We start from the raw sequence: 23,981 nt of genomic DNA, 5'->3' as shown, positions 1-23,981 counted from the left end.
GTTCGGCCTCTTTGCATCGGGCCGCGCGCTGATTAGCGTCGCAATCGTGTCGGCGCCATGGCCCGGCGGGGGAATACGGAAGAAACCAGTATGCGCGCAGTCCTGTCCAAGGCCGTCGGCGGCCCTGATAGCCTTGTCGTCGAGGAGGTCATGGACCCCACGCCCAAGGCGGGCGAGGTGGTGATCGAGGTCAAGGCCGTGGGGATCAACTACCCCGACACGCTCATCATTGAAGACAAGTACCAGTTCAGACCCGAGCGGCCCTTTGCGCCGGGCGCCGAGGTGGCGGGCGTGGTCGATGCGGTGGGCGAGGGCGTCAAGGGCGTGTTCAAGGGCGACCGGGTCATCGCCGTGCCGGGCTGGGGCGGTCTGGTCGAGCGTCTGGCGGTCCCGGCCTCCAGCCTGATCCCCATGCCCGACGGCATGAGCTTCGAGGAAGCCGCCGCCCTGACCATGACCTACGGCACCAGCTATTACGCCCTGAAGGACCGGGCCAACCTGCAGCCGGGCGAGACCCTGCTGGTGCTGGGCGCCGCCGGGGGCGTGGGCGCTGCTGCGGTGGAGCTGGGCAAGGCCATGGGGGCGCGGGTGGTCGCCGCCGCCTCGACCAATGACAAGGTGGAGTTCGCCCTGGAACTGGGGGCCGACAACGGCCTGATCTATCCGTCCGGGCCGATGGACAAGGCGGCGCAGAAGTCGCTGTCGGGCGAGTTGAAGCTGGCCACGGGCCGCGACGGCGCCGATGTGGTCTATGACGCGGTCGGCGGCGACTACGCCGAGCCGGCCTTGCGGGCGATGGACTGGAACGGCCGCTATCTGGTGGTCGGCTTCCCGGCGGGGATCCCGTCCTTGCCCCTGAACCTGACCCTGCTGAAGTCGGTCTCGGTGATCGGGGTCTTCTGGGGCGCGGCGGTGGCGCGCGATCCCAAGGCCCACGCCGCCAACATGGCCGAGCTGATGCAGCTGTGGAAGGACGGCAAGATCAAGCCGCGCGTCAGCCGCACCTATCCGCTGGAGGACGCCCATGACGCCATCAAGGCCCTGGGCGACCGGACGGCCATGGGCAAGATCGTCGTGACGACCGACGAATGACCCGTCTTCTCGATCCGGCTCTGAAACTGGCGGTGGGCGAGGCGGACGTCGCCGCCGCCGCCGAGCGGTTGGCCCGCACCGGCCGCACCCGCGTGCCCGGCCTGTTCGGCGACGGGGCCAAGGCCCTGCACGCGGCGGTTTTGGCGCCCGAGCAGCCCTGGGTTCGCACCTTCCTCAATCCCCTGGGGGCGGACATCCCGGTGGCGACGCTGGACGCCTCTTCGCCTGAGGACCAGGCCCATGTGAACCAACAGGCCTACGCCGGGGCGACGGAGGGGTTGCAGTTCCTGTTCGACCGGCTGCGGCTGGGCCCGGCACGCGAGGCGGGCGCGGCGACGCCTCAGATCCTGTTCGACCTGCTGGACCTGTTCAACACCGAGGCCTTCCTGGACTTCGCCCGACGTCTGACCGGCGACGACCGCATCGCCTTTTCCGACGGCCAGGTGACCCGCTACCTGCCGGGGCATTTCCTCAACCGCCACAGCGACGCCAATCCGAAGACCGAGCGCCTCTACGCCTATGTGCTGAACCTGTCGCCCGGCTGGCGGGCGGAGTGGGGCGGTCTGCTGCAGTTCCTCGACGAGGGCGGCGACATCAGCGAGACCTTCGTCCCGAGCTTCGGCGCCCTGAACGTCTTTGCGGTGCCTCAGATGCATGCGGTTTCGACGGTCGCGCCTTTCGCGGGGGGACCGCGCTATTCAGTCACCGGCTGGTGGCGGGCCAAGCCGCTGGCCAGAAACCAATAGGGGATCAGCGCTCGGCCTCGTCACGGACGCGCTTGAGCGCGGCCTCGGCCTGTTCGTGGTGCTTGCGTTTCACGTGGGTGCCCAGAGTGGCCAGGACGGCGGCGATCACCGCCGCATCGTCGGTGAAGCCGATCCCGGCGAAGACGTCGGGAATGGCGTCGATGGGCATGACGAAATAGGCCAGCGCCCCCAGCATGACCCCCTTGGCCGCCATCGGCGTCTGGGGATCTTGCGTCGCATACCAGGCGGCCAGCGCCTGCCCGGCGAAGGGGATGCGCGAGGCGGTGCTGCGCAGCTTGGGCCAGAAGCCCTTGCGGACACGCATTTCATTGACCCTCTGGACGGTCGGGACCAAGGCCTTGTCGGGGTTGATCGCGTCGGTTGGGGAAGCAGGTTTGGCTTTGGCGGTCATGGCCGCTAAATCCTCGCGCAGACACTCGGTTCAAAGAATATAGGGACGATCTTCATGAAACTCGACGGTTCGATTGCGGCGGTGGTGACGGGCGGGGCCTCGGGCCTGGGCGAGGGCACGGCGCGGGCGCTGGCGGCCAAGGGCGTCAAGGTCGCCCTGTTCGACCTGAACGAAGAGCGCGGCGAGGAGATCGCCAGGGAAATCGGCGGCGTCTTCTGCAAGGTCGACGTGACCTCGGACGAGAGCGTCGCCGCCGGCTTCGTCAAGGCCCGCGCCGCCCATGGTCAGGAGCGCCTGACCGTCAACTGCGCCGGCATCGCCACGGGCCAGAAGACCGTCAGCCGCAAGCGCGACACCGGCGAGATCCGCGCCCACGACATGGCTTCGTTCGAGCGTACGGTCTCGATCAACCTGTTCGGCACCTTCCGCGTCCTGTCGCAGTCGGCGCTCGGCATGGTCCAGGCCGAGCCGATGGCTGACGGCGAGCGCGGCCTGATCGTCAACACCGCCAGCGTCGCGGCCCAGGACGGCCAGATCGGCCAGGCGGCCTATTCGGCCTCCAAGGGCGGCGTCTACGCCATGACCCTGCCGGTCGCGCGCGACCTGGCCCAGGACGGCGTGCGGGTGAACACCATCCTGCCCGGCATCATGTGGACCCCGATGATGGCCGGCATGGACCAGAAGGTTCAGGACAGCCTGGCCGCCGCCATTCCCTTCCCCAGCCGTCTGGGCACGCCGGCCGACTATGCGGCCCTGGCCCTGCATCTGGCCGAGAACGTCTACATCAACGGCGAGTGCATCCGTTTGGACGGAGCCATCAGGCTGGCGCCGCGCTGATACCAGCGCGGCTGAGGCCGCTATCGCTCGCCGCGCGGCGGCTCGCTGCTTGAGCGGGTTTGACGCGCGGCATCCGTTTTAGCGGCTGATTTTAGCGGCCCTCGCGGCGGTCCTTTCCGGGGCGTTGCGAGGGCCGTTTGCGTTTGAAATTTCAGAGCTATTCGAAAAAGTGCAGCTGAAAACAGGAAAATGAAAAAAGGGGGTTGCGCGGTCTGAGAAGGGTCGGCTAAAAGCCCCTCCTCGACGGGGAGCAACACACCGCTCCCTACGGAGTGCGGGCGTAGCTCAGTGGTAGAGCACAACCTTGCCAAGGTTGGGGTCGGGCGTTCGAATCGCCTCGCCCGCTCCATGTCGAGACTGGGAACACGGGGTCCGATCGCAAGATCGGGCCCCGTTTCGCATTTCAGCCCCCTGCATCGAAATGCTCAGCTTCCAGACGGTTTGTCGCCGGATGGTCGGCAAATCGGCGAATCCTCTTCGCGAAATCGTCGCGTCTGCGTCGCCGCATCCCGTTAGCGACCGCCCCCAACAGCCGATGCGCGGAATTCGTCCGTCGGCGTCCTCGGGGGATCGAGATCATGAAACTTCGCCTTCTGCTGAGCGCGGCCATCTTGCCGCTGACCTTCGCTGTGGCCGCCCAGGCCGCTGATGTGGCGCCGAGCGCCGTGGTCGAACCGGCCGGCGACGGCGTGATTGGCCGCGTGGTCAACGCCGAGGGCGCGCCCCTGCCGGGCGCCGAGATCATCGAGCGCGGCACGGGCCGCCGCGCGGTCAGCAACACCCAGGGCGAGTTCATCCTGAGCGGCGTCTCGGGTCAGGTCGAACTGGACGTGCGCTATATCGGTCTGCCTTCGGCCAGCCAGACGGTTATGGCTACGCCGGGCCGCCTGACCTCGGTAACGGTGACCATGGGCGGCGGCGACGTGACCACGGTCGCTGACGTGGTGGTGACGGGCGTCATCACCGACGGCGTGGCTCGCTCGCTGAACCAGCAGAAGAACGCCGACGGCACGATCAACGTCCTGTCGTCGGACGCCATCGGCCGCTACCCCGACCCCAATGTCGCCGAGTCGCTGCAGCGCGTCCCCGGCATCGCCATCCAGCGCGACCAGGGCGAAGGCCGCTATATCAACGTGCGGGGCGCGCCCTCGGCCTTCACCGCCGTGTCGGTGGACGGCGTGACGGTCCCGGCGGTCGATCCGGGCACCCGCGCGGTCGATCTGGACACCCTGCCCAGCGACATCGTCTCCAACATCGAGGTCTCCAAGACCCTGCTGCCCAGCCAGGACGCCGACTCGATCGCCGGCGCCGTCAACATCAAGACGCGCTCGCCGTTCGATGCCCGTCGTCTGGCCTTCAGCGGCTACGCAGGCGGCAGCTACAACGACTACGGCGGTAACGACACCCGCGCCGGGGCCACGGTCTCGAACGTCTTTGGTCCGAACCAGACCTTCGGCGCCCTGCTGTCGCTCAGCTACTCCGAGACCAACCGCCGCCCCGAGAACATCGAGAACGCCTGGGTCGAGGAAGACGGCGTTTTCGTGCTCGAGGAGACCCTGTTCAAGCAATACGAGACGCAGCGCACGCGTCAGGCCCTGACCGGCGCCCTGGAATGGCGCCCGACCGATCAGACCCGCCTGTACGTCCGTGGGTCCTACGCCGACTTCGAGGACGACGAGTACCGCAACACCCTGATCCTGGGCTACGCCGACGGCGCGCTGCAGGCCGGGGCTACGGACACCAGGGCGACCTACACTGGCGCCCGCATCTATCGCGGCCTGCGTCACCGCACCCAGAACAACGAGATCACCACCCTGGTCCTGGGCGGCGAGCACACGTTCGACAACGGCATGGTCTGGGACGCCGACCTGTCCTGGGCCAACAGCGAGCAGACCTATCCGCACCGCGACGAACTGGTCTATCGCTCCTCGGCGACGACGCTGAGCTATGACACCAGCAACCACTACGCCCCGAGCTACTTCTATGCCCCGGGCAATCCGATCTTCGGCGACACCGCGAGCGGCTTCTTCGCCACCCCCGGCAACTTCTCGTTCCGCGAGAACACCTTCCGCTCGAACACGACCCAGCAGGAAGACGTCGCCTTCCGCACCAATCTGGAGATCCCCAGCCAGTTCGCCGGTCGTGAGGTCGCCTGGAAGTTCGGCCTGAAATATTCGACCCGTGAGGTCGACGCCGACGAGGAACGTCAGCGGGATCGCGCCGCTTCGGCCAACCCGGGCACGCTGGCCTCGCTGTGGGGCGACAAGCAGGGCAGCAACTTCGGCTACAACCTGGGAACCCAGTACGACAAGGGCCTGGTCGACGCCTATCTGGCCGCCGCCAAAGCCGCTTCGCCGCGCCGGATGCCTGACTCGCTGACGGCGGACTACACGGCCCAGGAAGACATCCTGGCCGGCTATGGTCAGGCGCGCTTCGACATCGGCGCCACCAACATCACCGTCGGCCTGCGCGTCGAACAGACGAACTTTGACGGCTCCGCCCCGACCGTGATTGACGGCGCCATTTCGACCGCCGCCGTTAGCCGCGACGACACCGAGTTCTTCCCTAACCTGACCGTTCGTCACGCCTTCAACGACAACCTGATCGGTCGTCTTGCCCTGACCCGTTCGATCTCGCGCCCGGAGTTCAGCCAGATCGTTCCGCGCCGCGTCGAGGAAACGGACGGCCTGGATGTCTCCTACGAGATCGGCAACCCGGACCTTCAACCCACCCTGTCGAACAACTTCGACGCCGGTCTGGAGTACTATTTCGCCTCGCTGGGCGTGGTCTCGGCCAATGTCTTCTACAAGGATCTGACCGACTATCGCTACATCCTGAACTACACCGAGGATCTGGCGAGCGGCGGCGAGGCTGACTTCGAGACTCCGATCAACGCGCCCGAGGGCCATCTGATGGGTCTGGAGCTGAACTGGCAGCAGAAGTTCGGTTTCCTGCCGGGCTGGATGTCGGGCTTCGGCGTCTTCGCCAACTTCACGGTCACGGACGCTGAGATCAAGACGGCCCAGAGCTATGGCGGTCGCGACACCTTCGCCCTGCCGGGCCAGTCGGACACCAACTACAACGCGGCCCTCTTCTACGAGATGGGCGGCTTCTCGGCCCGTCTGTCCTACACCAAGCGCAGCGACTATCTGGAAGAGATCAACGCGGACACGGCCGATCTGGACCTCTATGTCGAGGGCCGCGAGCAGCTGGACTTCACCGCCAGCTACGACTTCGGCAATGGCTTCGAGGTGTTCGGCGAGGCCAAGAACCTGACGGACTCCGCCGGGATCAAATACTACGGCTCGCGCGAGCGGACCTATGAGTACGAGAAGTTCGGCTACAACGCCTTCGTCGGCGTGCGCTTCAAGTACTGATCGCGTCGATCCACGCACCACGGAGGGCCGGGCGGCGACGCCCGGCCCTTCTGTGTTTTGACTTTGGCTTTCGTCGGCATGGCCCCGGTTGCGATCACGGCCTATATGGGGGCTGGCGGTTGACCCCGCCGGGGTCGGCGCTAGTGTCCGCGCCGCTCCTTCCCAGCGCCAGACCGATCAGAGGAATTCCATGGCCGACGCCGCTCCCCAGACCTACGACGTAGTGATCATCGGCGGTGGGCCGGGCGGTTACAACGCCGCCATTCGCGCCGGCCAGCTGGGTCTGAAGGTCGCCATCATCGAAATGCGCGCCACGCTTGGCGGCACCTGCCTGAACGTCGGCTGCATGCCGTCCAAGGCCCTGCTGCACGCCTCGGAGCTGTATGAGGCCGCCAACACCGAATTCGCCGGCATCGGCATCGAGGTGAAGCCCAAGCTGAACCTGGGCCAGATGCACAAGGCCAAGGACGACAGCGTCGAAGCCCTGACCAAGGGCATCGAGTTCCTGATGAAGAAGAACAAGGTCGTCTGGCTGAAGGGCCGCGGCCGCATCGCCGGGCCGGGCAAGGTCGAGGTCGAGGCCGCCGACGGCTCGAAGACCACCTATGAGACCAGGAACATCGTCATCGCCACCGGCTCCGAGCCGACCCCGCTGCCGGGCGTCGCCTTCGAGGATGGCAAGGTCATCGACTCGACCGGCGCCCTCTTCCTGCCCAAGGTGCCCAAGCATCTGATCGTCATCGGCGCGGGCGTCATCGGCCTGGAGCTGGGCTCGGTCTGGCGTCGTCTGGGCGCGCAAGTGACCGTGGTCGAGTTCCTCGACAAGGTCGGCGCCGGCATGGACGCCGAGGTCGCCACCGCCTTCCAGCGCGGCCTGACCAAGCAGGGCATGACCTTCCGCATGGGCACCAAGGTGACCGGCGCGACCTCGACCAAGGACGGCGTCGAGCTGACGATCGAGCCTTCGGCCGGCGGCGCCGCTGAAACCCTCAAGGGCGACGTGGTGCTGGTGGCCATCGGCCGCCGCCCCTACACCGCCGGTCTGGGCCTGGAGACGGTCGGCATCGAGACCGACAAGCGCGGCGTCATCCCCAATGACCACTTCAAGACCACGGCGCCGGGCGTCTGGGTCATCGGTGACGTCACCTATGGCCCGATGCTGGCGCACAAGGCCGAGGAAGACGCCGTGGCGGTCATCGAACTGATCGCGGGCAAGCCGGGCCACGTCGACTACGACCTGGTCCCCAGCGTCATCTACACCGGCCCCGAAGTCGCCTGGGTCGGCAAGAACGAAGAGCAGCTGAAGGCCGCGGGCGTCGCCTTCAAGAAGGGCAAGTTCCCCTTCGCCGCCAACAGCCGCGCCAAGATCAACCACGAGACCGAGGGCTTCGTGAAGGTCCTGGCCGACGCTGTGACCGACAAGGTCCTGGGCGTGCACATCTATGGTCCTCAAGCCGGTGAGCTGATCGGCGAGGCCTGCATGACCATGGCCTTCGGCGGCTCGTCGGAAGACATCGCCCGCACCTGCCACTCTCACCCGACCCGCTCGGAAGCCGTCCGCCAGGCGGCCATGGCCGTCGAAGGCTGGGCCATGCAGGCCTAAGCTTCGGCCCTCAGCCCGAACGCATCACGGCGCGCTCCGCAAGGGGCGCGCCGTTTTCGTTTTGGCGCTGGTGATAAAGCGGTCGCAGCGAATGTCCGCCAAGGGTGGAAAGCGGACTCTGCGCTTATTTAAGGGTGCCCACAGCTACAAGCCTCTTCCCTTCGTAAAGCTCAAATCGACGCCCAGACGTCAGAAGCTCTTTGGGAGCTTCGTCTACGAGATACCTAACGTCGGCTGTCCATGAGTAAGGGTCGGGCGCTTCTATTTTTTCCACGACCAAGGACCAGGCATCGGTAGCCAAGTCACTTTCACCGTCAAACCTAACGACGGTGGTGTAGGGCGGTGATCCTTCGCCTGACGGCGGCCTATCCCTTCCACCCTCGTCGAATCTCATCCATTCAATATGCGCGCGCATTGTCACCTCTCCCGCCTTAAACGCATAATGGAAGCAAGTAGGTGTCCGCAACGGGTCGGAAGCGGGCTTTGGTTTGGGCTCACCCCTGTGCGTAGGAAAGTTCCAAAGCAGCAACCTCGACCTCGGCTCGATCCTCGTCGAAGCTCACGACAATAGCCTTGCTTAGCGCCGTATCTGCCAGCCAGAACCCATCACGATAAACGCTCCTGAGCTTCGAGGCGGAGCGCGCAAAGGCCTTGGTCGATAGGAGGACCGCAGGATGTTCGTTCGCGTCCCACTCGACGACTACGACCATTTCGAACTGCTCGACGAAGGCTAGCAACGCCTTTTCGAGGTTAGGCGTCGGCTCGAGAGTGAATGACCCAGCGGCTCGAAAACAATGGATCAACTCCCGCTGTCGCTCATCCGCCAGTGGCGAAACACGAGCACCAAGAGCGGTCCACAAAGCGACGAGCGGGGGCAGACGCGTTGAGCGGCGCTTCTTCTGGAGAAGGTCGAATATGCGTTGCTGTCTTTCGGCGCTCACGACGTTCTTCTACCCGATCCTGCGAATGTCCGTCATGGGTCGAAAGCGGACCTAGGCCTTTGGTGGGGTTCGAGAACGACTTTTGCGGACGCGCGCACTCGCAATCGGCAGCGCGCGGGACCATGTGCGGCTTCGACCCTTCTCGCGACATTGGACATCGGCATGGACCTTCAACTCACCGGCAAGCGCGCCCTGATCTGCGGCGGCTCCAGCGGTCTGGGACGGGCGGTGGCGAGGGCCTTGGTGGCCGAGGGGGCGCACGTGGCCCTGCTGTCGCGCGATGCGGCCAGGCTGCAGACCGTGGCCGACGAACTGAACGCCATGGGGCCGGGGCGGGCGGTGATCGCGCCTGCCGATCTGGCCGACCATGAAGGGCTGCTGAAGGCGGTCGACGTGGCCGAGGCGGCGCTGGGCGGGCCGATCCATATTTTGCTGAACAACACCGGCGGACCGCCGCCGTCGGGCGTCACCGGGCTGGACCCGTCGGTCTGGCGCGATCATTTCGAGTCCATGGTGCTGTCGGTCTTCCGCCTGACGGACCGGGTGCTGCCGGGGATGCGGTCCATGGGCTGGGGGCGCATTCTGAATGTCGCCTCCATCACAGTGATCGAGCCGGTCGGGACGCTCGGCGTGTCCAACACCCTGCGCGCCTCGGTGGCGGCCTGGGCCAAGACCCTGGCCGGCGAGGTCGCGGCCAATGGCGTGACGGTCAACACCCTGTTGCCGGGCCGCATCGACACCCCGCGCATCGAGCGTCTGGACGCCGCCCGAGCCGCCGCCACCGGGGTCGAACCCGCCGAGGCGCGCGCGGAATCGGTCAAGACCATCCCCGCCGGGCGCATCGGCACGACCGAGGAGTTCGGCGCCGTCGCCGCCTTCCTGGCCAGCCCCCTGGCGGGCTATGTCACCGGCTCGCTGATCCGGGTGGACGGCGGCGCGGTCAGGGCGATCTGACGGCTGGCGGCGGCGGCCGCCGCAACAGGCCGCCGAAGGCGATGCGCGACTGACCATAGTCCAGGGTGATGCGGCTGAAACGCGTCAGAATGTCAGCGCCCAGCAACAGCGCCGGCCGCTCGACCAGCCCCAGCACCCGGAAGGCGTGCAGGTCGCCGAACAGCAGCGGCGTCGCGCCCAGTTCGCGTCGCGCCAGTCGCAGACTTGAGGCCACTCCGCTGTCGACCATCAGCGACTGGCCGATGACGCCGTAGACGCGCACGGCCTGACGTTCGGCGGGGCCGACGCGGGCGTCGATGGATCGCATAAGGGCCAGGTTGGCGATCGAGTACTGGGCCCCGCTGTCGACGAAGGCGACCGCATCGACGCCGTCGACCTGGACGCTGGTCAGGATCAGCTGACCGAAGCGCGCGCGGCGAGTATCGGTGATGTCGTTGCGCACCCGGCTGGCGCGACCGAAGGCGATGCCTCGCTCGACCACGTCCGGCCCCGACGGCGCCATCATGACTCGCCGCTGCCGCAGCTCTAGCGTCAGGCGGAACCGCGACAGTACGTCCAGGCCCAGCAGGCCCTCGGCGCCCAGCACCTCGTAGGGAAAGACCGGCGGCGTCAGGTGGGTGAAGCGTCGCCCTGAGAAATCCACCCTGGGCAACTCTACCGTCCGCACCATTTCGGCCGCTGTGATGCCGTGGACCAGCACTGGCGGTCCTGGGCGTAAATTCAGTTCGGCGGCCAGCCTATCCGAGATGGCGGTGCGCTCCGCCCCCGTGTCGATGACGAACAGGGGATCGCGCAGGCTGCCGACGTTCACCTTGACGGCCATGCGCGTCAGCAGGTTCTCCAGCAGACGGGCTGCTTCGTCGGGCGGCGGCGTGGTTTGCGTCGGGGTTTGAGTCTGGGCCGGAAGGGCGAGCGTCAGGGCTCCTCCGACGCTCATGGCGAGCGCCGAGCGGCGCGAGGGATGGCAGACGGACTCTGGTCCAGGCAACGGCTGACCTCCACGCCGCATTCATCCCCATGCGGAGAATAGGCGCCGTTCGGGGCCGCTGACCAGTCAGCTTCTAGGGTGGGCCTCGGCGTAGGCGGCCAGCAGGCGGGCGGCGTCGACCTGGGTGTATTTCTGGGTGGTCGACAGGCTGGCGTGGCCCAGCAGTTCCTGGATGGCGCGCAGGTCGGCCCCGGCCCCCAGCAGGTGGGTGGCGAAGCTGTGGCGCAGGGCGTGGGGCGTGGCCGAGGCGGGCAGGCCCAGGCGTCCGCGCAGGCGCTGGACCGTGGCCTGGACGTGACGGGGACTCAAGGGGCCGCCGCGCTTGGCGCGGAACAGGGGCTGGTCGGCGTCTAGGATGAAGGGCTGGAGCGCCAGATAGGCGTCCACCGCCTCGCGCACCTGGGGCAGGACCGGGGCCAGCCGCATCTTGCCGCCCTTGCCAGTGATGCGCAGGGCCTCGGGCAGGGGGGCGTCGGATCGTATCAACGACAGGGCTTCCGAGATGCGCAGCCCGCAGCCGTAGAGCAGGGTCAGGACGGCGCGGTCGCGCGCGGCCTCCCATGGGGCCATGTCGGGATCGGCCTCGGGTTCGTGCAGCAGTCCGCGTGCCTGATCTTCTGTGACCGGGCGGGGCAGGGAGGGTTTGACGCGCGGCCCCCGCACCAGGGCCAACTGCGGCGCTTCCACGCCGCAGCGTCGGTCGAGGAAGGCGTGAAAGCCTCGGATGGCGGCCAGGGTCTGGCTCAGCGAGCGGGCGTTCAGGGGGCGGTCGCCGCTTCTGCGCTCGGCCAAATGGGCGCGAACCTCGGCGGCGGTGACGGCGCCGAGATCAGACAGGGTCTGAGGCCCGCCGCGATGGCGTTCCAGAAAGGCGACGTAGAGGCGACCGATGTGCCCATAGGCCTCCAGGGTGCGCGGCGACAGGCGACGCTCGTGCGCCAGATGTTCGAGCCAGGCGAGGAGAGCCTGATCCGCGGTCAGGCCTGACTTCAGGCTTGGGTCGGCCATCGCTCGGCCATGCGTTCCACCACGCGGGTGATGAAGGCCACCAGTTCGCAGCCCATGGCCGGGGTGAAGCCGTCGTCCTCATGCGAGCCGAAGGCGCACAGGGCGGGGCGGGCGCCGTCGGAACCCGGCAGATGCAGGCTCATGCGGACCAGGGCGACCGACTTCACCTCGCCCTCGGCGGGGCCGAACAGGTCCAGTCCGGTGAAGTTGGGGCCGAGCCATTCCAGACCGTCGTCGCCCAGCAGGGCGTCGACGCGGCCGGGCTCCAGCGCCTTCCAGCCGAAGGGCACGGCGCCGGGCTTCTCTAGGGCGATGGCGCCGCCGGCCAGACCGAATCGGGCTTGCGAGGTGGCGTCCAACTGACGCGACAGTTCGGCGTGGCTGGTCGCCTCCATCAGGTCCAGGGCCGAGACGTGGGTCTGGGTCTGGGCGGCGAAGTTGGCGCGGGCGATCTCTTCGATCTGTTTGCGGGCGCCGGCCTCGCGCTGGACCACGGCTTCGAGCCGGGTCAGGGCCGCGCGGCCGAAATCGACCACGTTGCGGCCGGTGGCGCGCAGGCCCAGTTCTTCCAGCAGGGTGCGGTCGTCCAGCAGGCGATCCGGATGGGCGTTCAGCCAGGCCCGAACCTCGGGCCAGTGAAGGCCCTCGGCGTGATCGGGAGAGAGGTCCAGGGAAGTGCTCAAGCGGACCTCTTTCCGGGTCGGGATTTACAAAATGGACTGACCGGTCTTGCCCCAGTCCGCCAGGAAGGCATCAAGCCCCTTGTCGGTTAACGGGTGCTTTACCAAGGCCTTGAAAGTGTCGGCCGGCAGGGTGGCGGCGTCGGCGCCCGCGATGGCGGCGGCGGTGACGTGGTCAGGGTTGCGCAAGCTCGCGGCCAGGATTTCGGTGTCGAAATCATGGATGTCGTAGAGGGCGCGGATTTCCTCCAGCAGGCCCACGCCGTCGGCGCCGACATCTTCCAGCCGCCCGACGAAGGGCGAGATGAAGGTCGCGCCCGCCTTGGCGGCCAGCATGGCCTGGGCGGCCGAGAAGCAGAGGGTGACGTTGGTCTTGATTCCCTTGTCGGCGAAGGCCCGCGTGGCGCGCAGCCCGTCCCAGGTCAGGGGCAGCTTGACGACCACGTTGGGGGCGATGGCGGCCAGCTTGTCGCCCTCCTTCACCATGGTCTCGAAATCGGTCGCCACGGCCTCGGCGGAAATCGGCCCCTCGACGAGGGCGCAAATCTCAGCGATGACCTCGGCGATGTTCCGGCCCGACTTGGCGATCAGCGACGGATTGGTGGTGACGCCGTCCACCATCCCGGTGGGCAGCAGGTCCTTGATGACGGCGACGTCGGCGGTGTCGAGAAAGAGTTTCATGTCCGGGATGCTAGTCCTTTGGGACGCGCGGTGAAAGTCGCCTCCGTCCTCATTCCCCTGCCGGTGCCCGAGGCCTTCGACTACGAGGTCCCGGAGGAGCTGACGGCTGTGCGCGGCGATCAGGTGACTGTGCCGCTGGGGCCGCGCCTGATCCGGGGCGTGGTCGCCGAGGTGTTCGAGACGACGGGTTCGAACCGGCGGCTGAAGGCGATTGATCAGGTGGTGAGCGAGCATCGCCTGCCGGAACGGACGCTGACCTTTGTTGAATGGGCGGCGCGCTGGACCCTCAGCCCGCCCGGCGAGATGGCGGCGACGGCCCTGAAGGGCCTGCGCGCGCCGCGGCCCCGGCCCGAGCGACGGGTAAAACGGGTCGAGGGCCGCGCCCCCGCCCGACCCACGGCGACGCGGACGGCGGTGCTGGAGGCCCTGGGCCAGCGCTCGATGACAGCCGCCGATCTGGCCCGCGCGGCTGATGTCTCGGCGGGGGTGGTCAAGGGACTAGTTGATGAGGGCGTGCTGGCGGTCATCGAGATCGAGGCGGTCGCCGCCTTCGACGCCCCCGATCTCGACCATGCCCCGGCGACTTTGAACCCGGATCAGGCGGCCTCGGCCACGGTAATCGCCGACGCCGTCGCTGCGGGCGGCTTCGCCCCCTTCCTGCTGGACGGGGTGACCGGTTCGGGCAAGACCGAGGCCTATCTGGAGGCGGCGGCGCGGGCGCTGCGGCAGGATCCGACGGCGCAGATTTTGATCCTGCTGCCGGAAATCGCCCTGACCCAGGCCCTGATCGAGCGGATCACCGCCCGCTTTGGCGCTGCGCCCGCCGAATGGCACTCGGGCGTGGCCCCGCCCAGGCGCCGCCAGGTCTGGGAGGCGGTGGTCGCCGGGCGCTGTAACATTGTGGTCGGGGCGCGCTCGGCCCTGTTTCTGCCCTACGCCAACTTGCGGCTGGTGGTGGTGGACGAGGAGCACGACGGCTCGTTCAAGCAGGAAGAGGGTCTGGTCTATCACGGCCGCGACCTGGCCGTGGCCCGCAGCCGCATCGAGGGCGCGACCGTGGTCCTGGCCTCGGCCACCCCGTCGCTGGAGACTTTGTGGAACGCCCGACAGGGCCGCTACGGCTGGCTGAAGCTGGCGGCGCGGCACGGGGCGGCGGTCCTGCCCGACATTGATCTGGTCGACCTGCGCACCTGCTCGCCCGACCCGCAGACCTGGCTGTCCCAACCGCTGCGCGACGCCATCGGCGAGACCTTCGCCAAGGGGGAGCAGAGCCTGCTCTTCCTCAACCGGCGCGGCTACGCGCCCGTGGTCCTGTGCCGCGCCTGCGGCCATCGACTGACGGCGCCCGACACGGATTCCTGGCTGGTCGAGCATCGCTACACCGGGCGACTGGTCTGCCACCTGACCGGCTTCTCCATGCCCAAGCCCAAGCTCTGTCCATCCTGCGGGGCCGAGGACTCGCTGGTGCCGGTGGGGCCGGGCGTCGAGCGGGTCGAGGAGGAGGTGCGCCGGCTCTTCCCCGAGGCCCGTACCGCCATCTTCAGCTCCGACACCGTGCCGGACGGGGCGTCAGCCCGCGCCCTGATCCAGTCGATGGCCGAGGGCGAGATCGATATTCTGGTGGCCACCCAGGCCGCCGCCAAGGGCCACAACTTCCCGCGTCTGACTCTGGTCGGGGTGGTGGACGCCGATCTCGGCCTGCGCGGCGGCGACCTGCGCGCGGCGGAACGCACCTATCAACTGCTGGCCCAGGCCACGGGCCGGGCAGGGCGGGCGGACAAGCCGGGCCGCGCCCTGTTGCAGACCTGGACGCCGGAACACCCGGTGCTGATGGCCCTGGCGGCGGGTGACCGCGACGCCTTCGTCGAGGCCGAGATGGGCGAGCGCGAGGCGGCCTCCCTGCCGCCGCACGGCCGTCTGGCGGCGATCATCCTGTCCAGCGAGAACGCCATGGCGGTCGAGAAGGTCGCCCGCGATCTGGCGGAGGCCATCCCCAACGCCGAGCGGCTGGAGGTCTATGGCCCCGCCGATGCGCCCCTGGCTCTGGTGCGCGGGCGCCGCCGCAAGCGGTTGCTGGTCCGGGCCGACCGCGATGTGAACCTGCAAGCCTTCCTGCGCGCCTGGCTGGGCCGGGTGAAGGTGCCTGCGTCCGTCAGGCTGACGGTGGATGTCGACCCCTACAGTTTCCTCTGACCGAAGGGCGCTATCGCTCGCCGCGCGGCGGCTTGCTGCTTGAGCGCGGATGAAGTGTGACGTTTCGAGAGCAGGCGCTTAGCGCGGCCCGGTCAGCTTGATCTCGAACAGGCTGGGCCAGTTCTTGCCGGTGACGAATAGACGGCGGTTCGTCGCGTCCCAGGCGATGCCGTTCAGGACGTCGTCGGTCGGGTCCTTGACCAGACCTTCGGGCAACAGGCCGCTCAGGTCGATGATCCCGACCACATGGCCCGAGGTCGGGTCGATGCGGACGATGAAGTTGGTCTGCCAGACATTGGCCCAGACCTCGCCGTCGATCCATTCCAGTTCGTTCAGTTGACGAAGGGGGCGGCCGTTCAGGGTGACGGGGATGCGGCCGGTCTCGGCGAAGGTGGCGGAGTCGAGGAAGCGCAAATTGGGCGAACCGTCCGACAGGATCAGGCGCTTCCCATCGTGGGTCAGGCCCCAGCCTTCGCCGGCATAGGTGAAGCGCGACACGGGGCTCAGGTCGTCGGCGTTCCAGACGAAGCCGACGCCGTTGTTCCAGGTCAGGGTGACCAGGCGGCCGCCGATCTCGGTCAGGCCTTCGCCGAAATATTCAGGATCAAGTTCGCGCTTTTGCAGCACGACGCCGTCTTCCAGCCGCACCCGGCGGACGCTGGACGGATCGCGGCCCGTGCTTTCGATCAGCACGCCCTCGCGAATGACCAGGCCTTGGGTGAAGGCGGTCGGGTCGTGGGGGAGGGTCCGCACCACCTCATAGCCATAGACCGGCATAACGGCGGGAGAGGCGGGAGAAGAGGCGGCCGGCCCCGACGACTGCGCCCCGGCCGACGCGGGAAGCGCCAGCAGAAGCATCGTCAAGACCGGCCAGAGACGCACGATCAGACGCCGGGCTCGGCGGTTTCAGCCTTGTTCAGCGCGCGCTGGGCGGCTTCCGCGGCCTTGTCCTTTTTGATCTGCGCATTGCGCGACCACATGTTCAGGAACTCGACCAGGGCCGAGAAGGCCATGGCGGCGTAGATGTAGCCCTTGGGCACGTGGACGCCGAAGCCGTCGGCGATCAGCACGGCGCCGATCATCAGCAGGAAGCCGAGGGCCAGCATGACCACGGTCGGGTTCTTGTCGATGAAGTTGGCCAGGGGATCCGAGGCCAGCAGCATGACCATGACCGCGATGACCACGGCGACCATCATGATCGGCACGTGATCGGTCATGCCGACGGCGGTCAGGATGGAGTCGACCGAGAAGACCAGGTCCAGCAGGATGATCTGGACGATGGCCGAACCGACGTTGTTGATGACAACGTCCTTCTTGTCCTTCTCCAGCATGTCGTTCGACGGGGTGGTGTCGACGGCGTGGTGGATTTCCTTGGTGGCTTTCCACACCAGGAAGAGACCGCCCGCGATCAGGATCAGGTCACGCCAGCTGAAGGCGGTGTCGAAGGTCTCGCCGTGGAAGCCCAAGTCGAAGACGGGCGCGGTCAGGCCGACGATCCAGCCGATGGCGGCCAGCAGGGCCAGACGCATGACCAGGGCCAGACCAATACCGATGCGGCGGGTGCGCTGGCGATGCTCGGGTGGCAGCTTGTTCGACAGGATCGAGATGAAGATCAGGTTGTCGATGCCGAGCACGACTTCCATGACCACCAGGGTCACGAGGGCAGCCCAGGCGGCGGGGTCGCTCAGCAGGGGGGTTATGCTTTCAAGCATCGGGGTTCCAGAATGTGATGGTAAGCATAAGCGGTAACGGGACCGTGAGGTTGCATCAAGCGGGCTTGAGCGGCGACGTCGTCGCACCCGGCACGTCGGAGACCAGGGCGCCGGGGCCGCCGCCGGTCATGACGGCGTCGCGCACAGCCGCGTGGCTGGCCAGACTCTGGGCCTCGACATAGATGCGCCCAGCCTGAGGGTAGGCGGCGCGGATGCGGTGCTCCAGGCGGGCGACGGTGTTCTCGACATCGGCGGCGCTCAGGTCGTCCTGAAAGTCGAGGCTGAGGGCGACCAGGATTTCGGTCGGCCCGAAATGCATGGTGCGCAGGTCGTTCAGCCCGACCACGCCGGGTTCGGACTCGGCCAGGGCGGCGATGCCCTGGCGTGTGGCGGGATCGGCGGCCTCTCCGGTCAGCAGGCTCTGGGTCTCGAAGGCCAGGAAGGCGGCGGTGATGGCCAGCACCCCGCCGATGGCCACCGAGGCGACGCCGTCGAGGATCGGCAGGTCGAGGGCCTGGCTGGCGATCACCCCGACAAAGGCGATGACCAGGCCGGTCAGGGCGGCTGTGTCCTCGAACAGGACGGTGAAGATGGTGGGGTCCTTGCTGTCCTGCACCGAACGGATCAGGGAGCGGCCGGCGCGTTCGCGATTGAAGGCCTTGAGCGCGACCCACCAGGAGCCGCCTTCGAACAGGATGGCCAGGCCCAGGACCAGATAGTTGACCCAGGGGTTCTCGATCGGCTCGGGCGCGCGGATGCGCTCGAGGCCGTGGCTGATCGAAACCACGGCGCCCAGACCGAAGATCAGGATGGCTACGACGAAAGTATAGAAATAGAGCTGCAGTCCGTGGCCGAAGGGGTGGGTCTCGCTGGCCGGGCGGGCGGCGCGCTTCAGGCCGATCAGCAGCAGGATCTGGTTGCCGGTGTCGACGCTCGAATGGATGGCTTCGCTCATCATGGCCGAGCTGCCGGTGAACAGGGCGGCGGCGAACTTGGTGACGGCGATGGCCGTATTGCCCGCCAGGGCGGCGAAGATGACGGTCTTTGAAGCGGAGGCGGCCATCGGAACCCCTAGCAGCGCGTGAAAAAGAGCGCGGGTGCGACCTTATCGTTCCGTCCCCGTCGGTTGCGACAGGGGGGCTTGCGTGTTATCAGCCGCGCGGCTTTAGCGAAGGATGCATCGAAAGATGTGTCCCCAGCGTGCTTTCTACAGGCATTTCAAGCCCTTGACTGGCGCGAGACATCGCGGCCGGTCTCGACCCAAACGCTTCAAATCGCGGACCTTAATTACGTGGCGGACGATTTCAGAACGACGGAAGTCGGCGAACGGTATGCTCAGGCGCTGTTCGATCTCTCTGAAGAGACGGGGGCGCTGGCCGCCGTGCGCGGCGATCTCGCCGCCTTGAAGGCCGCCTGGCTGGACAGCGCGGACCTGCGCCGTCTGGCGCAGTCGCCGGTGATCTCGGCTGAGGATCAGGCCAAGGGTCTGACGGCCATCGCCGACAAGGCCAAGTTCAACGCCGTGACCAAGAAGTTCCTCGGTCTGCTGGCCCAGAACGGCCGCGCCGCTGATCTGCCGGCCGTGATCGCGGGCTTCACCGCTCTTTACGCCGCCAAGACCGGCGTCGTGGCCGCCGAGGTCGTCTCGGCCCTGCCGCTGACGGCGGCCCAGACCAAGAGCATTCAAGCCGCCCTGCGCTCGACGCTGGGCCGCGATCCCGAACTGACCGCCCGCGTCGATCCGTCGATCCTGGGCGGCCTGAAGGTCAAGGTGGGTTCGAAGCTGTTCGACGCCTCGCTGCAGACCAAGCTCGACCAGATGAAGTTCGCCCTCAAGCGCGCGTAAGCGCGCACCGAAACCAGAATGCAGCGGGCCTGACGGTCCGCCCCGAAGACGAAAGCCAGAGAGCCCACCCCATGGACATCCGCGCCGCCGAAATCTCGGCCATCCTCAAGTCGCAGATCGCCAACTTCGGCGTCGAAGCCGACGTTTCCGACGTCGGCCAAGTGCTGTCGGTCGGCGATGGCATCGCCCGCATCCACGGTCTGGACAACGTCCAGGCCGGTGAAATGGTCGAGTTCCCCAAGGCCGGCGTGAAGGGCATGGCCCTGAACCTCGAGCGCGACAACGTCGGCGCCGTGATCTTCGGCGCGGACGCCGCCATCGCCGAGGGCGATGAAGTCCGCCGCCTGGGCGAAATCGTGGACGTGCCGGTCGGCAAGGGTCTGCTGGGCCGCGTCGTCAACCCGCTGGGCGAGCCGATCGACGGCAAGGGTCCGATCCAGTTCACCGAGCGTCGCCGCGTCGACGTCAAGGCTCCTGGCATCATCCCGCGTAAATCGGTTCACGAGCCGATGCAGACCGGCCAGAAGGCGATCGACACCCTGATCCCCGTCGGCCGCGGCCAGCGCGAACTGATCATCGGCGACCGTCAGGTCGGCAAGACCGCCATCGCCATCGACACCATCCTGAACCAGAAGAACGTCAACAAGTCGGAAGACGAGTCGGCGAAGCTGTACTGCATCTACGTCGCCATCGGCCAGAAGCGCTCGACGGTCGCCCAGATCGTGAAGACGCTCGAAGAGTCGGGCGCTCTGGAATACACCATCGTCGTCGCCGCCACGGCTTCGGAACCGGCCCCGCTGCAGTTCCTGGCTCCGTTCGCCGGCACCGCCATGGGCGAGTTCTTCCGCGACAACGGCATGCACGCCCTGATCGTCTATGACGACCTGTCCAAGCAGGCTGTGGCTTACCGCCAGATGTCGCTGCTGCTGCGCCGTCCGCCCGGCCGTGAAGCCTACCCGGGCGACGTCTTCTACCTGCACAGCCGTCTGCTGGAGCGTTCGGCCAAGCTGAACGAGGACTATGGTTCGGGCTCGATGACCGCTCTGCCGATCATCGAAACCCAGGCCAACGACGTCTCGGCCTACATCCCGACCAACGTGATCTCGATCACCGACGGCCAGATCTTCCTGGAATCGGACCTCTTCTACCAGGGCATCCGTCCGGCCGTGAACGTCGGCATCTCGGTGTCGCGCGTCGGCTCCTCGGCCCAGATCAAGGCCATGAAGCAGGTCGCCGGTTCGATTAAGGGCGAGCTGGCCCAGTACCGTGAAATGGCCGCCTTCGCGAAGTTCGGCTCGGACCTGGACGTCTCGACCCAGAAGCTGCTGGCGCGCGGCGCCCGCCTGACCGAGCTGCTGAAGCAGCCGCAGTACTCGCCGCTGGCCGTCGAAGAGCAGGTCGTCTCGATCTACGCCGGCACGCGCGGCTACCTGGACGGCATCGCCGTTTCGGACATCGGCCGTTTTGAAAGCGAGCTGCTGGCCCGCGTTCACTCGAACCACGCGTCGCTGCTGGAAGGCATCCGCACCAAGAAGGCCCTGACCCCGGAACTTGAAGCCGAGCTCAAGGACATCCTGGCCGCCTTCACCAAGACCTTCGCCTAAGCACTGACCAGAGAGCGAGAGTAGCGCCGGATGGCCAGCCTTAAGGAAATGCGCAATCGGATCGGAAGCGTCAAAGCGACGCAGAAGATCACGAAGGCCATGCAGATGGTCGCAGCCGCCAAGCTGAAGCGTGCGCAGGAGCAGGCCGAGAACGCCCGCCCCTACGCCACGCGTATGGCCTCGGTCATCGCCAACCTGGCGGCCGGCGTCGGCGACGACGGCCCGCGCCTGATGACCGGCACCGGCGCCGACCAGAAGCACCTGGTCGTCGTCGCCACGGCCGACAAGGGCCTGGCGGGCGGTTTCTCGACCAACGTCATCCGCGCTGCGCGGGACCACATCAACAGCCTGATCGCCAACGGCAAGACGGTCGAGATCGTGGCCGTCGGCCGCAAGTCGCGTGACCAACTGACCCGCCTGTTCGGCGACAAGGTCGTCAAGACCTTCGAACTGAGCGAGCACAAGACGGTGGGGCTGCACGCAGCCCAGCCGATCGCCGAGCTGCTGGCCGAGAAGTTCGAGGCGGGCGAGGCCGACAAGGTCACCCTCTTCTACAGCCAGTTCAAGTCGGTGATCTCGCAGGTCCCGTCGTCGCGTCTGCTGGCCCCGGCCGAAGTCGACGCCGACGCCTCGGCCGACGCCGGCGCGCTCTATGAGTACGAGCCGTCGGAGGAGGAGATCCTCGAGACCCTGCTGCCGCGCAATCTGACGACGCAGATCCTGGCCGCCCTGCTGGAGAACCAGGCTGGTTTCTTCGGCGCGCAGATGGCCGCGATGGACAACGCCACGCGTAACGCGGGCGACCTCATCAACAGCTTGACGCTCCAGTACAACCGCAAACGCCAGGCCCAGATCACCACCGAGCTGATCGAGATCATCGCCGGCGCCGAAGCGCTCTGATCCCGACACGCCAGACATTCCGATACGGACACGCACGATGACCGACACCACCGCCCCGAAGAAAACCGCAGCCAAGAAGCCGGCTGCTCCCAAGAAGGCAGCCACCGTCGCCGCCGTCGCCGGCCAGGGCAAGATCGCCCAGGTCATCGGCGCCGTCGTCGACATCGAGTTCACCGGCGCCCTGCCGGCGATCCTGAACGCACTGGAAACCCAGAACGTCGACCAGAAGACGGGCCAGCCCTTCACCCTGGTTCTCGAAGTCGCCCAGCACCTGGGTGAGAACATGGTCCGCGCCATCTCGATGGACACCACCGAAGGTCTGACCCGCGGTCAGCCCGTCGTGGACACCGGCAAGTCGATCATGGCTCCGGTCGGCCCGGGCACGCTCGGCCGCATCATGAACGTCGTCGGCCAGCCGATCGACGAAGCCGGTCCGATCAAGACCACGGAATACCGTCCGATCCACCGTGAGGCTCCGACCTTCGAAGAGCAGTCGACCTCGTCGGAAATCCTGGTCACGGGCATCAAGGTCATCGACCTGATCTGCCCCTACACCAAGGGCGGCAAGACCGGCCTGTTCGGCGGCGCCGGCGTCGGCAAGACCGTGACCATGCAGGAACTGATCAACAACATCGCCAAGGCTTACGGCGGTTACTCGGTTCTGGCCGGCGTGGGTGAGCGCACCCGCGAAGGCAACGACCTGTATCACGAGATGATCGAGTCCAACGTGAACGTGGACCCGGCCAAGAACAACGGCTCGACCGAAGGCTCCAAGTGCGCCCTCGTTTACGGCCAGATGAACGAACCGCCCGGCGCCCGCGCCCGCGTCGCCCTGACCGGCCTGTCGATCGCCGAGTACTTCCGCGACGAAGAAGGCAAGGACGTGCTGCTGTTCGTCGACAACATCTTCCGCTTCACGCAAGCCGGTTCGGAAGTGTCGGCTCTGCTGGGCCGCATCCCCTCGGCCGTGGGCTATCAGCCGACGCTGGCCACCGAGATGGGCAACCTGCAAGAGCGCATCACCTCGACCAAGAAGGGCTCGATCACCTCGGTCCAGGCCATCTACGTTCCCGCCGACGACCTGACCGACCCGGCGCCCGCCGCCTCGTTCGCTCACCTGGACGCGACGACCGTTCTGAACCGCGACATCGCGGCCCAGGCCATCTTCCCGGCCGTGGACCCGCTGGACTCGACCTCGCGCATCATGGACCCGCTGGTCATCGGTGAAGAGCACTACACCGTCGCCCGCCGCGTTCAGGAAATCCTGCAGCAGTACAAGGCGCTGAAGGACATCATCGCCATCCTGGGCATGGACGAGCTGTCGGAAGACGACAAGCTGGTCGTGTCGCGCGCCCGCAAGATCAGCCGCTTCCTGTCGCAGCCCTTCTTCGTGGCCGAGCAGTTCACCAACTCGCCGGGCAAGTTCGTCGAGCTGAAGGACACCATCCGCTCGTTCAAGGCCATCTGCGATGGCGAATACGACCACCTGCCGGAAGCCGCCTTCTACATGGTCGGCGCCATCGAGGAAGTCGTCGAGAAGGCCGCCAAGATGGCCTCGGAAGCCTGATCCATGGCCGGTAAGCTGAACTTCTCCCTCGTCGCCCCGGAACGCGAAATCTTCGCCGGTTCGGTCGATCAGGTCGATGCGCCGGGCGTCGAGGGCGACTTCGGCGTCCTGCCGGGCCACGCCCCCTTCATGACCACCCTGCGCGAAGGCGTGGTGACGGTCTATGACGGCGCCCAGCGTCGTCGTTTCGAGGTCAAGGGCGGCTTCGCCGACGTCAACGGCGAAGGCCTGACCATCCTGGCCGAAGAAGCCTCGGAGGTCGTCGAGGGCTGAGCCCTCTGCGACGCCGACAAGATCAGGGCCCCTCGCTTCGGCGGGGGGCCTTTTTCTTTGGGGCGGCCTCAGCTCTTGGGCAGATCCTCGAAGGCGGCCACCACCTGCTGATAGACCTCGCGCTTGAACGGCACGATCAGGTCGGGGGCTTCCTCCAGCGCGCCCCAGCGCCAGGCGTCGAACTCCGGCTCGCCGTGGGCGGCCAGGTCGAACTCGCTGTCCTCGCCGGTGAAGCGGAAGGCGAACCAGACCTGCTTCTGGCCCTTGAAACCCTTCCACGCCTTGGGGCCGCCCATACCCTCGGGGAAGTCATAGACGATCCAGCCGCCGGTTCGGCCCAGCAGTTCCACCGATCGCACGCCGGTCTCCTCCTGCAGTTCGCGCAGGGCGGCGGCCTCCAGGTTCTCGCCCTCGTCGACGCCGCCCTGCGGGAACTGCCAGTTCCACGGCTCGGGCGTGTTCGCCCGGCGGCCCAGCCAGACCTGTCCGGCGGTGTTGAACAGCACCACCCCGACATTGGGACGATAGGCGGAAAGATCAGTCTCGGTCATGTCTGCCGATTACGCT

Annotated in this window: 22 protein-coding genes and 1 tRNA gene; 13 read left to right on the top strand and 10 right to left on the bottom strand. The window is 67.1% G+C overall.

The annotated features are described in order from the left end of the window. The first annotated feature begins 90 nt into the window (after positions 1-90). Both ACIQTU_RS15025 and ACIQTU_RS15020 read left to right on the top strand, forming a co-directional pair. Positions 91-1,092 carry an NADPH:quinone oxidoreductase family protein gene (locus tag ACIQTU_RS15025; protein ID WP_400548865.1) on the top strand — a complete coding sequence of 334 codons (1,002 nt, stop codon included), beginning with the start codon at positions 91-93 and terminating at the stop codon, positions 1,090-1,092. Then, complete coding sequence (locus ACIQTU_RS15020) at positions 1,089-1,838, top strand: 2OG-Fe(II) oxygenase (protein ID WP_400548863.1); 750 nt, start codon at positions 1,089-1,091, stop codon at positions 1,836-1,838. Before ACIQTU_RS15025 ends, ACIQTU_RS15020 begins: the two co-directional genes overlap by 4 nt. A gap of 4 nt (positions 1,839-1,842) precedes the next feature. Here the strand turns inward: ACIQTU_RS15020 and ACIQTU_RS15015 are convergent, their stop codons facing one another. Further along, positions 1,843-2,250 (bottom strand): YkvA family protein, encoded by a 408-nt coding sequence (locus ACIQTU_RS15015; RefSeq protein WP_400548860.1) that lies wholly within the window; start codon positions 2,248-2,250, stop codon positions 1,843-1,845. 54 nt (positions 2,251-2,304) lie between these two features. Between ACIQTU_RS15015 and ACIQTU_RS15010 the strand changes: the two genes are divergently transcribed. From ACIQTU_RS15010 to lpdA, 4 genes are all read left to right on the top strand, one after another. After that, a complete protein-coding gene (locus ACIQTU_RS15010; RefSeq protein WP_400548857.1) occupies positions 2,305-3,087 on the top strand; it encodes an SDR family oxidoreductase in 783 nt (260 codons plus the stop codon). Positions 3,088-3,361: 274 nt separating this feature from the next. Further along, positions 3,362-3,436, top strand: a tRNA-Gly gene (locus tag ACIQTU_RS15005). A gap of 229 nt (positions 3,437-3,665) precedes the next feature. Then, the gene (locus ACIQTU_RS15000; RefSeq protein WP_400548854.1) at positions 3,666-6,464 is read left to right on the top strand and encodes a TonB-dependent receptor; all 2,799 of its coding nucleotides are present in this window, start codon (positions 3,666-3,668) and stop codon (positions 6,462-6,464) included. Between the two features lie 190 nt (positions 6,465-6,654). Then, complete coding sequence (lpdA, locus tag ACIQTU_RS14995; protein WP_400548852.1) at positions 6,655-8,067, top strand: dihydrolipoyl dehydrogenase; 1,413 nt, start codon at positions 6,655-6,657, stop codon at positions 8,065-8,067. Positions 8,068-8,561: 494 nt separating this feature from the next. Here the strand turns inward: lpdA and ACIQTU_RS14990 are convergent, their stop codons facing one another. Then, complete coding sequence (locus ACIQTU_RS14990) at positions 8,562-9,008, bottom strand: hypothetical protein (RefSeq protein WP_400548849.1); 447 nt, start codon at positions 9,006-9,008, stop codon at positions 8,562-8,564. Positions 9,009-9,170: 162 nt separating this feature from the next. Here ACIQTU_RS14990 and ACIQTU_RS14985 point away from each other — a divergent pair, with 162 nt between their 5' ends. Continuing rightward, entirely contained in the window at positions 9,171-9,962 is a 792-nt protein-coding gene (locus tag ACIQTU_RS14985; protein ID WP_400548846.1) for an SDR family oxidoreductase, read from the top strand. On the opposite strand, the gene ACIQTU_RS14980 is transcribed toward ACIQTU_RS14985, so the two are convergent. The 4 genes from ACIQTU_RS14980 to fsa form a co-directional block, all read right to left on the bottom strand. After that, on the bottom strand, positions 9,949-10,899 hold the full coding sequence (locus ACIQTU_RS14980) for a retroviral-like aspartic protease family protein (RefSeq protein WP_400548843.1): 951 nt from the start codon (positions 10,897-10,899) through the stop codon (positions 9,949-9,951). The two genes, ACIQTU_RS14985 and ACIQTU_RS14980, sit on opposite strands and share 14 nt — an antisense overlap. Before the next feature lie 117 nt (positions 10,900-11,016). Next, on the bottom strand, positions 11,017-11,958 hold the full coding sequence (locus ACIQTU_RS14975) for a tyrosine recombinase XerC (RefSeq protein ID WP_400548840.1): 942 nt from the start codon (positions 11,956-11,958) through the stop codon (positions 11,017-11,019). Continuing rightward, positions 11,940-12,641 carry a DUF484 family protein gene (locus ACIQTU_RS14970; RefSeq protein WP_400548837.1) on the bottom strand — a complete coding sequence of 234 codons (702 nt, stop codon included), beginning with the start codon at positions 12,639-12,641 and terminating at the stop codon, positions 11,940-11,942. Before ACIQTU_RS14970 ends, ACIQTU_RS14975 begins: the two co-directional genes overlap by 19 nt. 24 nt (positions 12,642-12,665) lie before the next feature. Next, a complete protein-coding gene (fsa, locus tag ACIQTU_RS14965) occupies positions 12,666-13,319 on the bottom strand; it encodes a fructose-6-phosphate aldolase (RefSeq protein WP_312062968.1) in 654 nt (217 codons plus the stop codon). A gap of 30 nt (positions 13,320-13,349) precedes the next feature. Between fsa and ACIQTU_RS14960 the strand changes: the two genes are divergently transcribed. Beyond that, positions 13,350-15,512, top strand: coding sequence for a primosomal protein N' (locus ACIQTU_RS14960; protein WP_400548834.1), 2,163 nt, complete (start codon positions 13,350-13,352; stop codon positions 15,510-15,512). Positions 15,513-15,590: 78 nt separating this feature from the next. On the opposite strand, the gene ACIQTU_RS14955 is transcribed toward ACIQTU_RS14960, so the two are convergent. The 3 genes from ACIQTU_RS14955 to ACIQTU_RS14945 are packed head-to-tail and all read right to left on the bottom strand — an operon-like array spanning position 15,591 to position 18,287. Then, positions 15,591-16,370 carry a glutaminyl-peptide cyclotransferase gene (locus ACIQTU_RS14955; protein WP_400549003.1) on the bottom strand — a complete coding sequence of 260 codons (780 nt, stop codon included), beginning with the start codon at positions 16,368-16,370 and terminating at the stop codon, positions 15,591-15,593. A 26-nt stretch (positions 16,371-16,396) separates the two neighbouring features. Further along, the gene (locus ACIQTU_RS14950; RefSeq protein ID WP_400548831.1) at positions 16,397-17,224 is read right to left on the bottom strand and encodes a TerC family protein; all 828 of its coding nucleotides are present in this window, start codon (positions 17,222-17,224) and stop codon (positions 16,397-16,399) included. Between the two features lie 55 nt (positions 17,225-17,279). Continuing rightward, positions 17,280-18,287: a cation diffusion facilitator family transporter gene (locus ACIQTU_RS14945; protein WP_400548828.1), complete on the bottom strand. Its 1,008-nt coding sequence runs from the start codon at positions 18,285-18,287 to the stop codon at positions 17,280-17,282. Between the two features lie 228 nt (positions 18,288-18,515). On the opposite strand from ACIQTU_RS14945, the gene ACIQTU_RS14940 reads away from it, so the two are divergent. The 5 genes from ACIQTU_RS14940 (at position 18,516) to ACIQTU_RS14920 (ending at position 23,414) form a co-directional block, all read left to right on the top strand. Further along, a complete protein-coding gene (locus ACIQTU_RS14940; RefSeq protein ID WP_400548825.1) occupies positions 18,516-19,070 on the top strand; it encodes a F0F1 ATP synthase subunit delta in 555 nt (184 codons plus the stop codon). 71 nt (positions 19,071-19,141) lie between these two features. Continuing rightward, complete coding sequence (gene atpA / locus ACIQTU_RS14935) at positions 19,142-20,674, top strand: F0F1 ATP synthase subunit alpha (protein ID WP_400548822.1); 1,533 nt, start codon at positions 19,142-19,144, stop codon at positions 20,672-20,674. A gap of 30 nt (positions 20,675-20,704) precedes the next feature. Beyond that, entirely contained in the window at positions 20,705-21,574 is an 870-nt protein-coding gene (locus ACIQTU_RS14930) for a F0F1 ATP synthase subunit gamma (protein WP_400548819.1), read from the top strand. 37 nt (positions 21,575-21,611) lie between these two features. Next, positions 21,612-23,141, top strand: a complete 1,530-nt coding sequence (atpD, locus tag ACIQTU_RS14925; protein ID WP_400548816.1) for a F0F1 ATP synthase subunit beta — start codon at positions 21,612-21,614, stop codon at positions 23,139-23,141. A gap of 3 nt (positions 23,142-23,144) precedes the next feature. Beyond that, entirely contained in the window at positions 23,145-23,414 is a 270-nt protein-coding gene (locus ACIQTU_RS14920) for an ATP synthase F1 subunit epsilon (RefSeq protein WP_400548812.1), read from the top strand. Positions 23,415-23,482: 68 nt separating this feature from the next. On the opposite strand, the gene ACIQTU_RS14915 is transcribed toward ACIQTU_RS14920, so the two are convergent. After that, positions 23,483-23,965, bottom strand: a complete 483-nt coding sequence (locus ACIQTU_RS14915; RefSeq protein ID WP_400548809.1) for an RNA pyrophosphohydrolase — start codon at positions 23,963-23,965, stop codon at positions 23,483-23,485. Positions 23,966-23,981: the final 16 nt, after the last annotated feature.

The organism is Brevundimonas sp. NPDC090276 (assembly GCF_044772165.1).
Classification (GTDB): domain Bacteria; phylum Pseudomonadota; class Alphaproteobacteria; order Caulobacterales; family Caulobacteraceae; genus Brevundimonas.
Note: the sequence above shows the minus strand (reverse complement) of the source record. Positions and strands in the feature narration are given on the sequence as shown.

Coding starts and splice junctions, on each gene's coding strand:
- ACIQTU_RS15025 (WP_400548865.1), top strand. CDS start 91: ATGCGCGCAGTCCTGTCCAAGGCCGTCGGCGGCCCTGATAGCCTTGTC.
- lpdA (WP_400548852.1), top strand. CDS start 6,655: ATGGCCGACGCCGCTCCCCAGACCTACGACGTAGTGATCATCGGCGGT.
- ACIQTU_RS15010 (WP_400548857.1), top strand. CDS start 2,305: ATGAAACTCGACGGTTCGATTGCGGCGGTGGTGACGGGCGGGGCCTCG.
- fsa (WP_312062968.1), bottom strand. CDS start 13,319: ATGAAACTCTTTCTCGACACCGCCGACGTCGCCGTCATCAAGGACCTG.
- ACIQTU_RS14915 (WP_400548809.1), bottom strand. CDS start 23,965: ATGACCGAGACTGATCTTTCCGCCTATCGTCCCAATGTCGGGGTGGTG.
- ACIQTU_RS14950 (WP_400548831.1), bottom strand. CDS start 17,224: ATGCTTGAAAGCATAACCCCCCTGCTGAGCGACCCCGCCGCCTGGGCT.
- ACIQTU_RS15020 (WP_400548863.1), top strand. CDS start 1,089: ATGACCCGTCTTCTCGATCCGGCTCTGAAACTGGCGGTGGGCGAGGCG.
- ACIQTU_RS14975 (WP_400548840.1), bottom strand. CDS start 11,958: ATGGCCGACCCAAGCCTGAAGTCAGGCCTGACCGCGGATCAGGCTCTC.
- ACIQTU_RS14985 (WP_400548846.1), top strand. CDS start 9,171: ATGGACCTTCAACTCACCGGCAAGCGCGCCCTGATCTGCGGCGGCTCC.
- ACIQTU_RS15000 (WP_400548854.1), top strand. CDS start 3,666: ATGAAACTTCGCCTTCTGCTGAGCGCGGCCATCTTGCCGCTGACCTTC.
- ACIQTU_RS14945 (WP_400548828.1), bottom strand. CDS start 18,287: ATGGCCGCCTCCGCTTCAAAGACCGTCATCTTCGCCGCCCTGGCGGGC.
- atpA (WP_400548822.1), top strand. CDS start 19,142: ATGGACATCCGCGCCGCCGAAATCTCGGCCATCCTCAAGTCGCAGATC.
- ACIQTU_RS14955 (WP_400549003.1), bottom strand. CDS start 16,370: ATGCTTCTGCTGGCGCTTCCCGCGTCGGCCGGGGCGCAGTCGTCGGGG.
- atpD (WP_400548816.1), top strand. CDS start 21,612: ATGACCGACACCACCGCCCCGAAGAAAACCGCAGCCAAGAAGCCGGCT.
- ACIQTU_RS14980 (WP_400548843.1), bottom strand. CDS start 10,899: ATGAGCGTCGGAGGAGCCCTGACGCTCGCCCTTCCGGCCCAGACTCAA.
- ACIQTU_RS15015 (WP_400548860.1), bottom strand. CDS start 2,250: ATGACCGCCAAAGCCAAACCTGCTTCCCCAACCGACGCGATCAACCCC.
- ACIQTU_RS14930 (WP_400548819.1), top strand. CDS start 20,705: ATGGCCAGCCTTAAGGAAATGCGCAATCGGATCGGAAGCGTCAAAGCG.
- ACIQTU_RS14920 (WP_400548812.1), top strand. CDS start 23,145: ATGGCCGGTAAGCTGAACTTCTCCCTCGTCGCCCCGGAACGCGAAATC.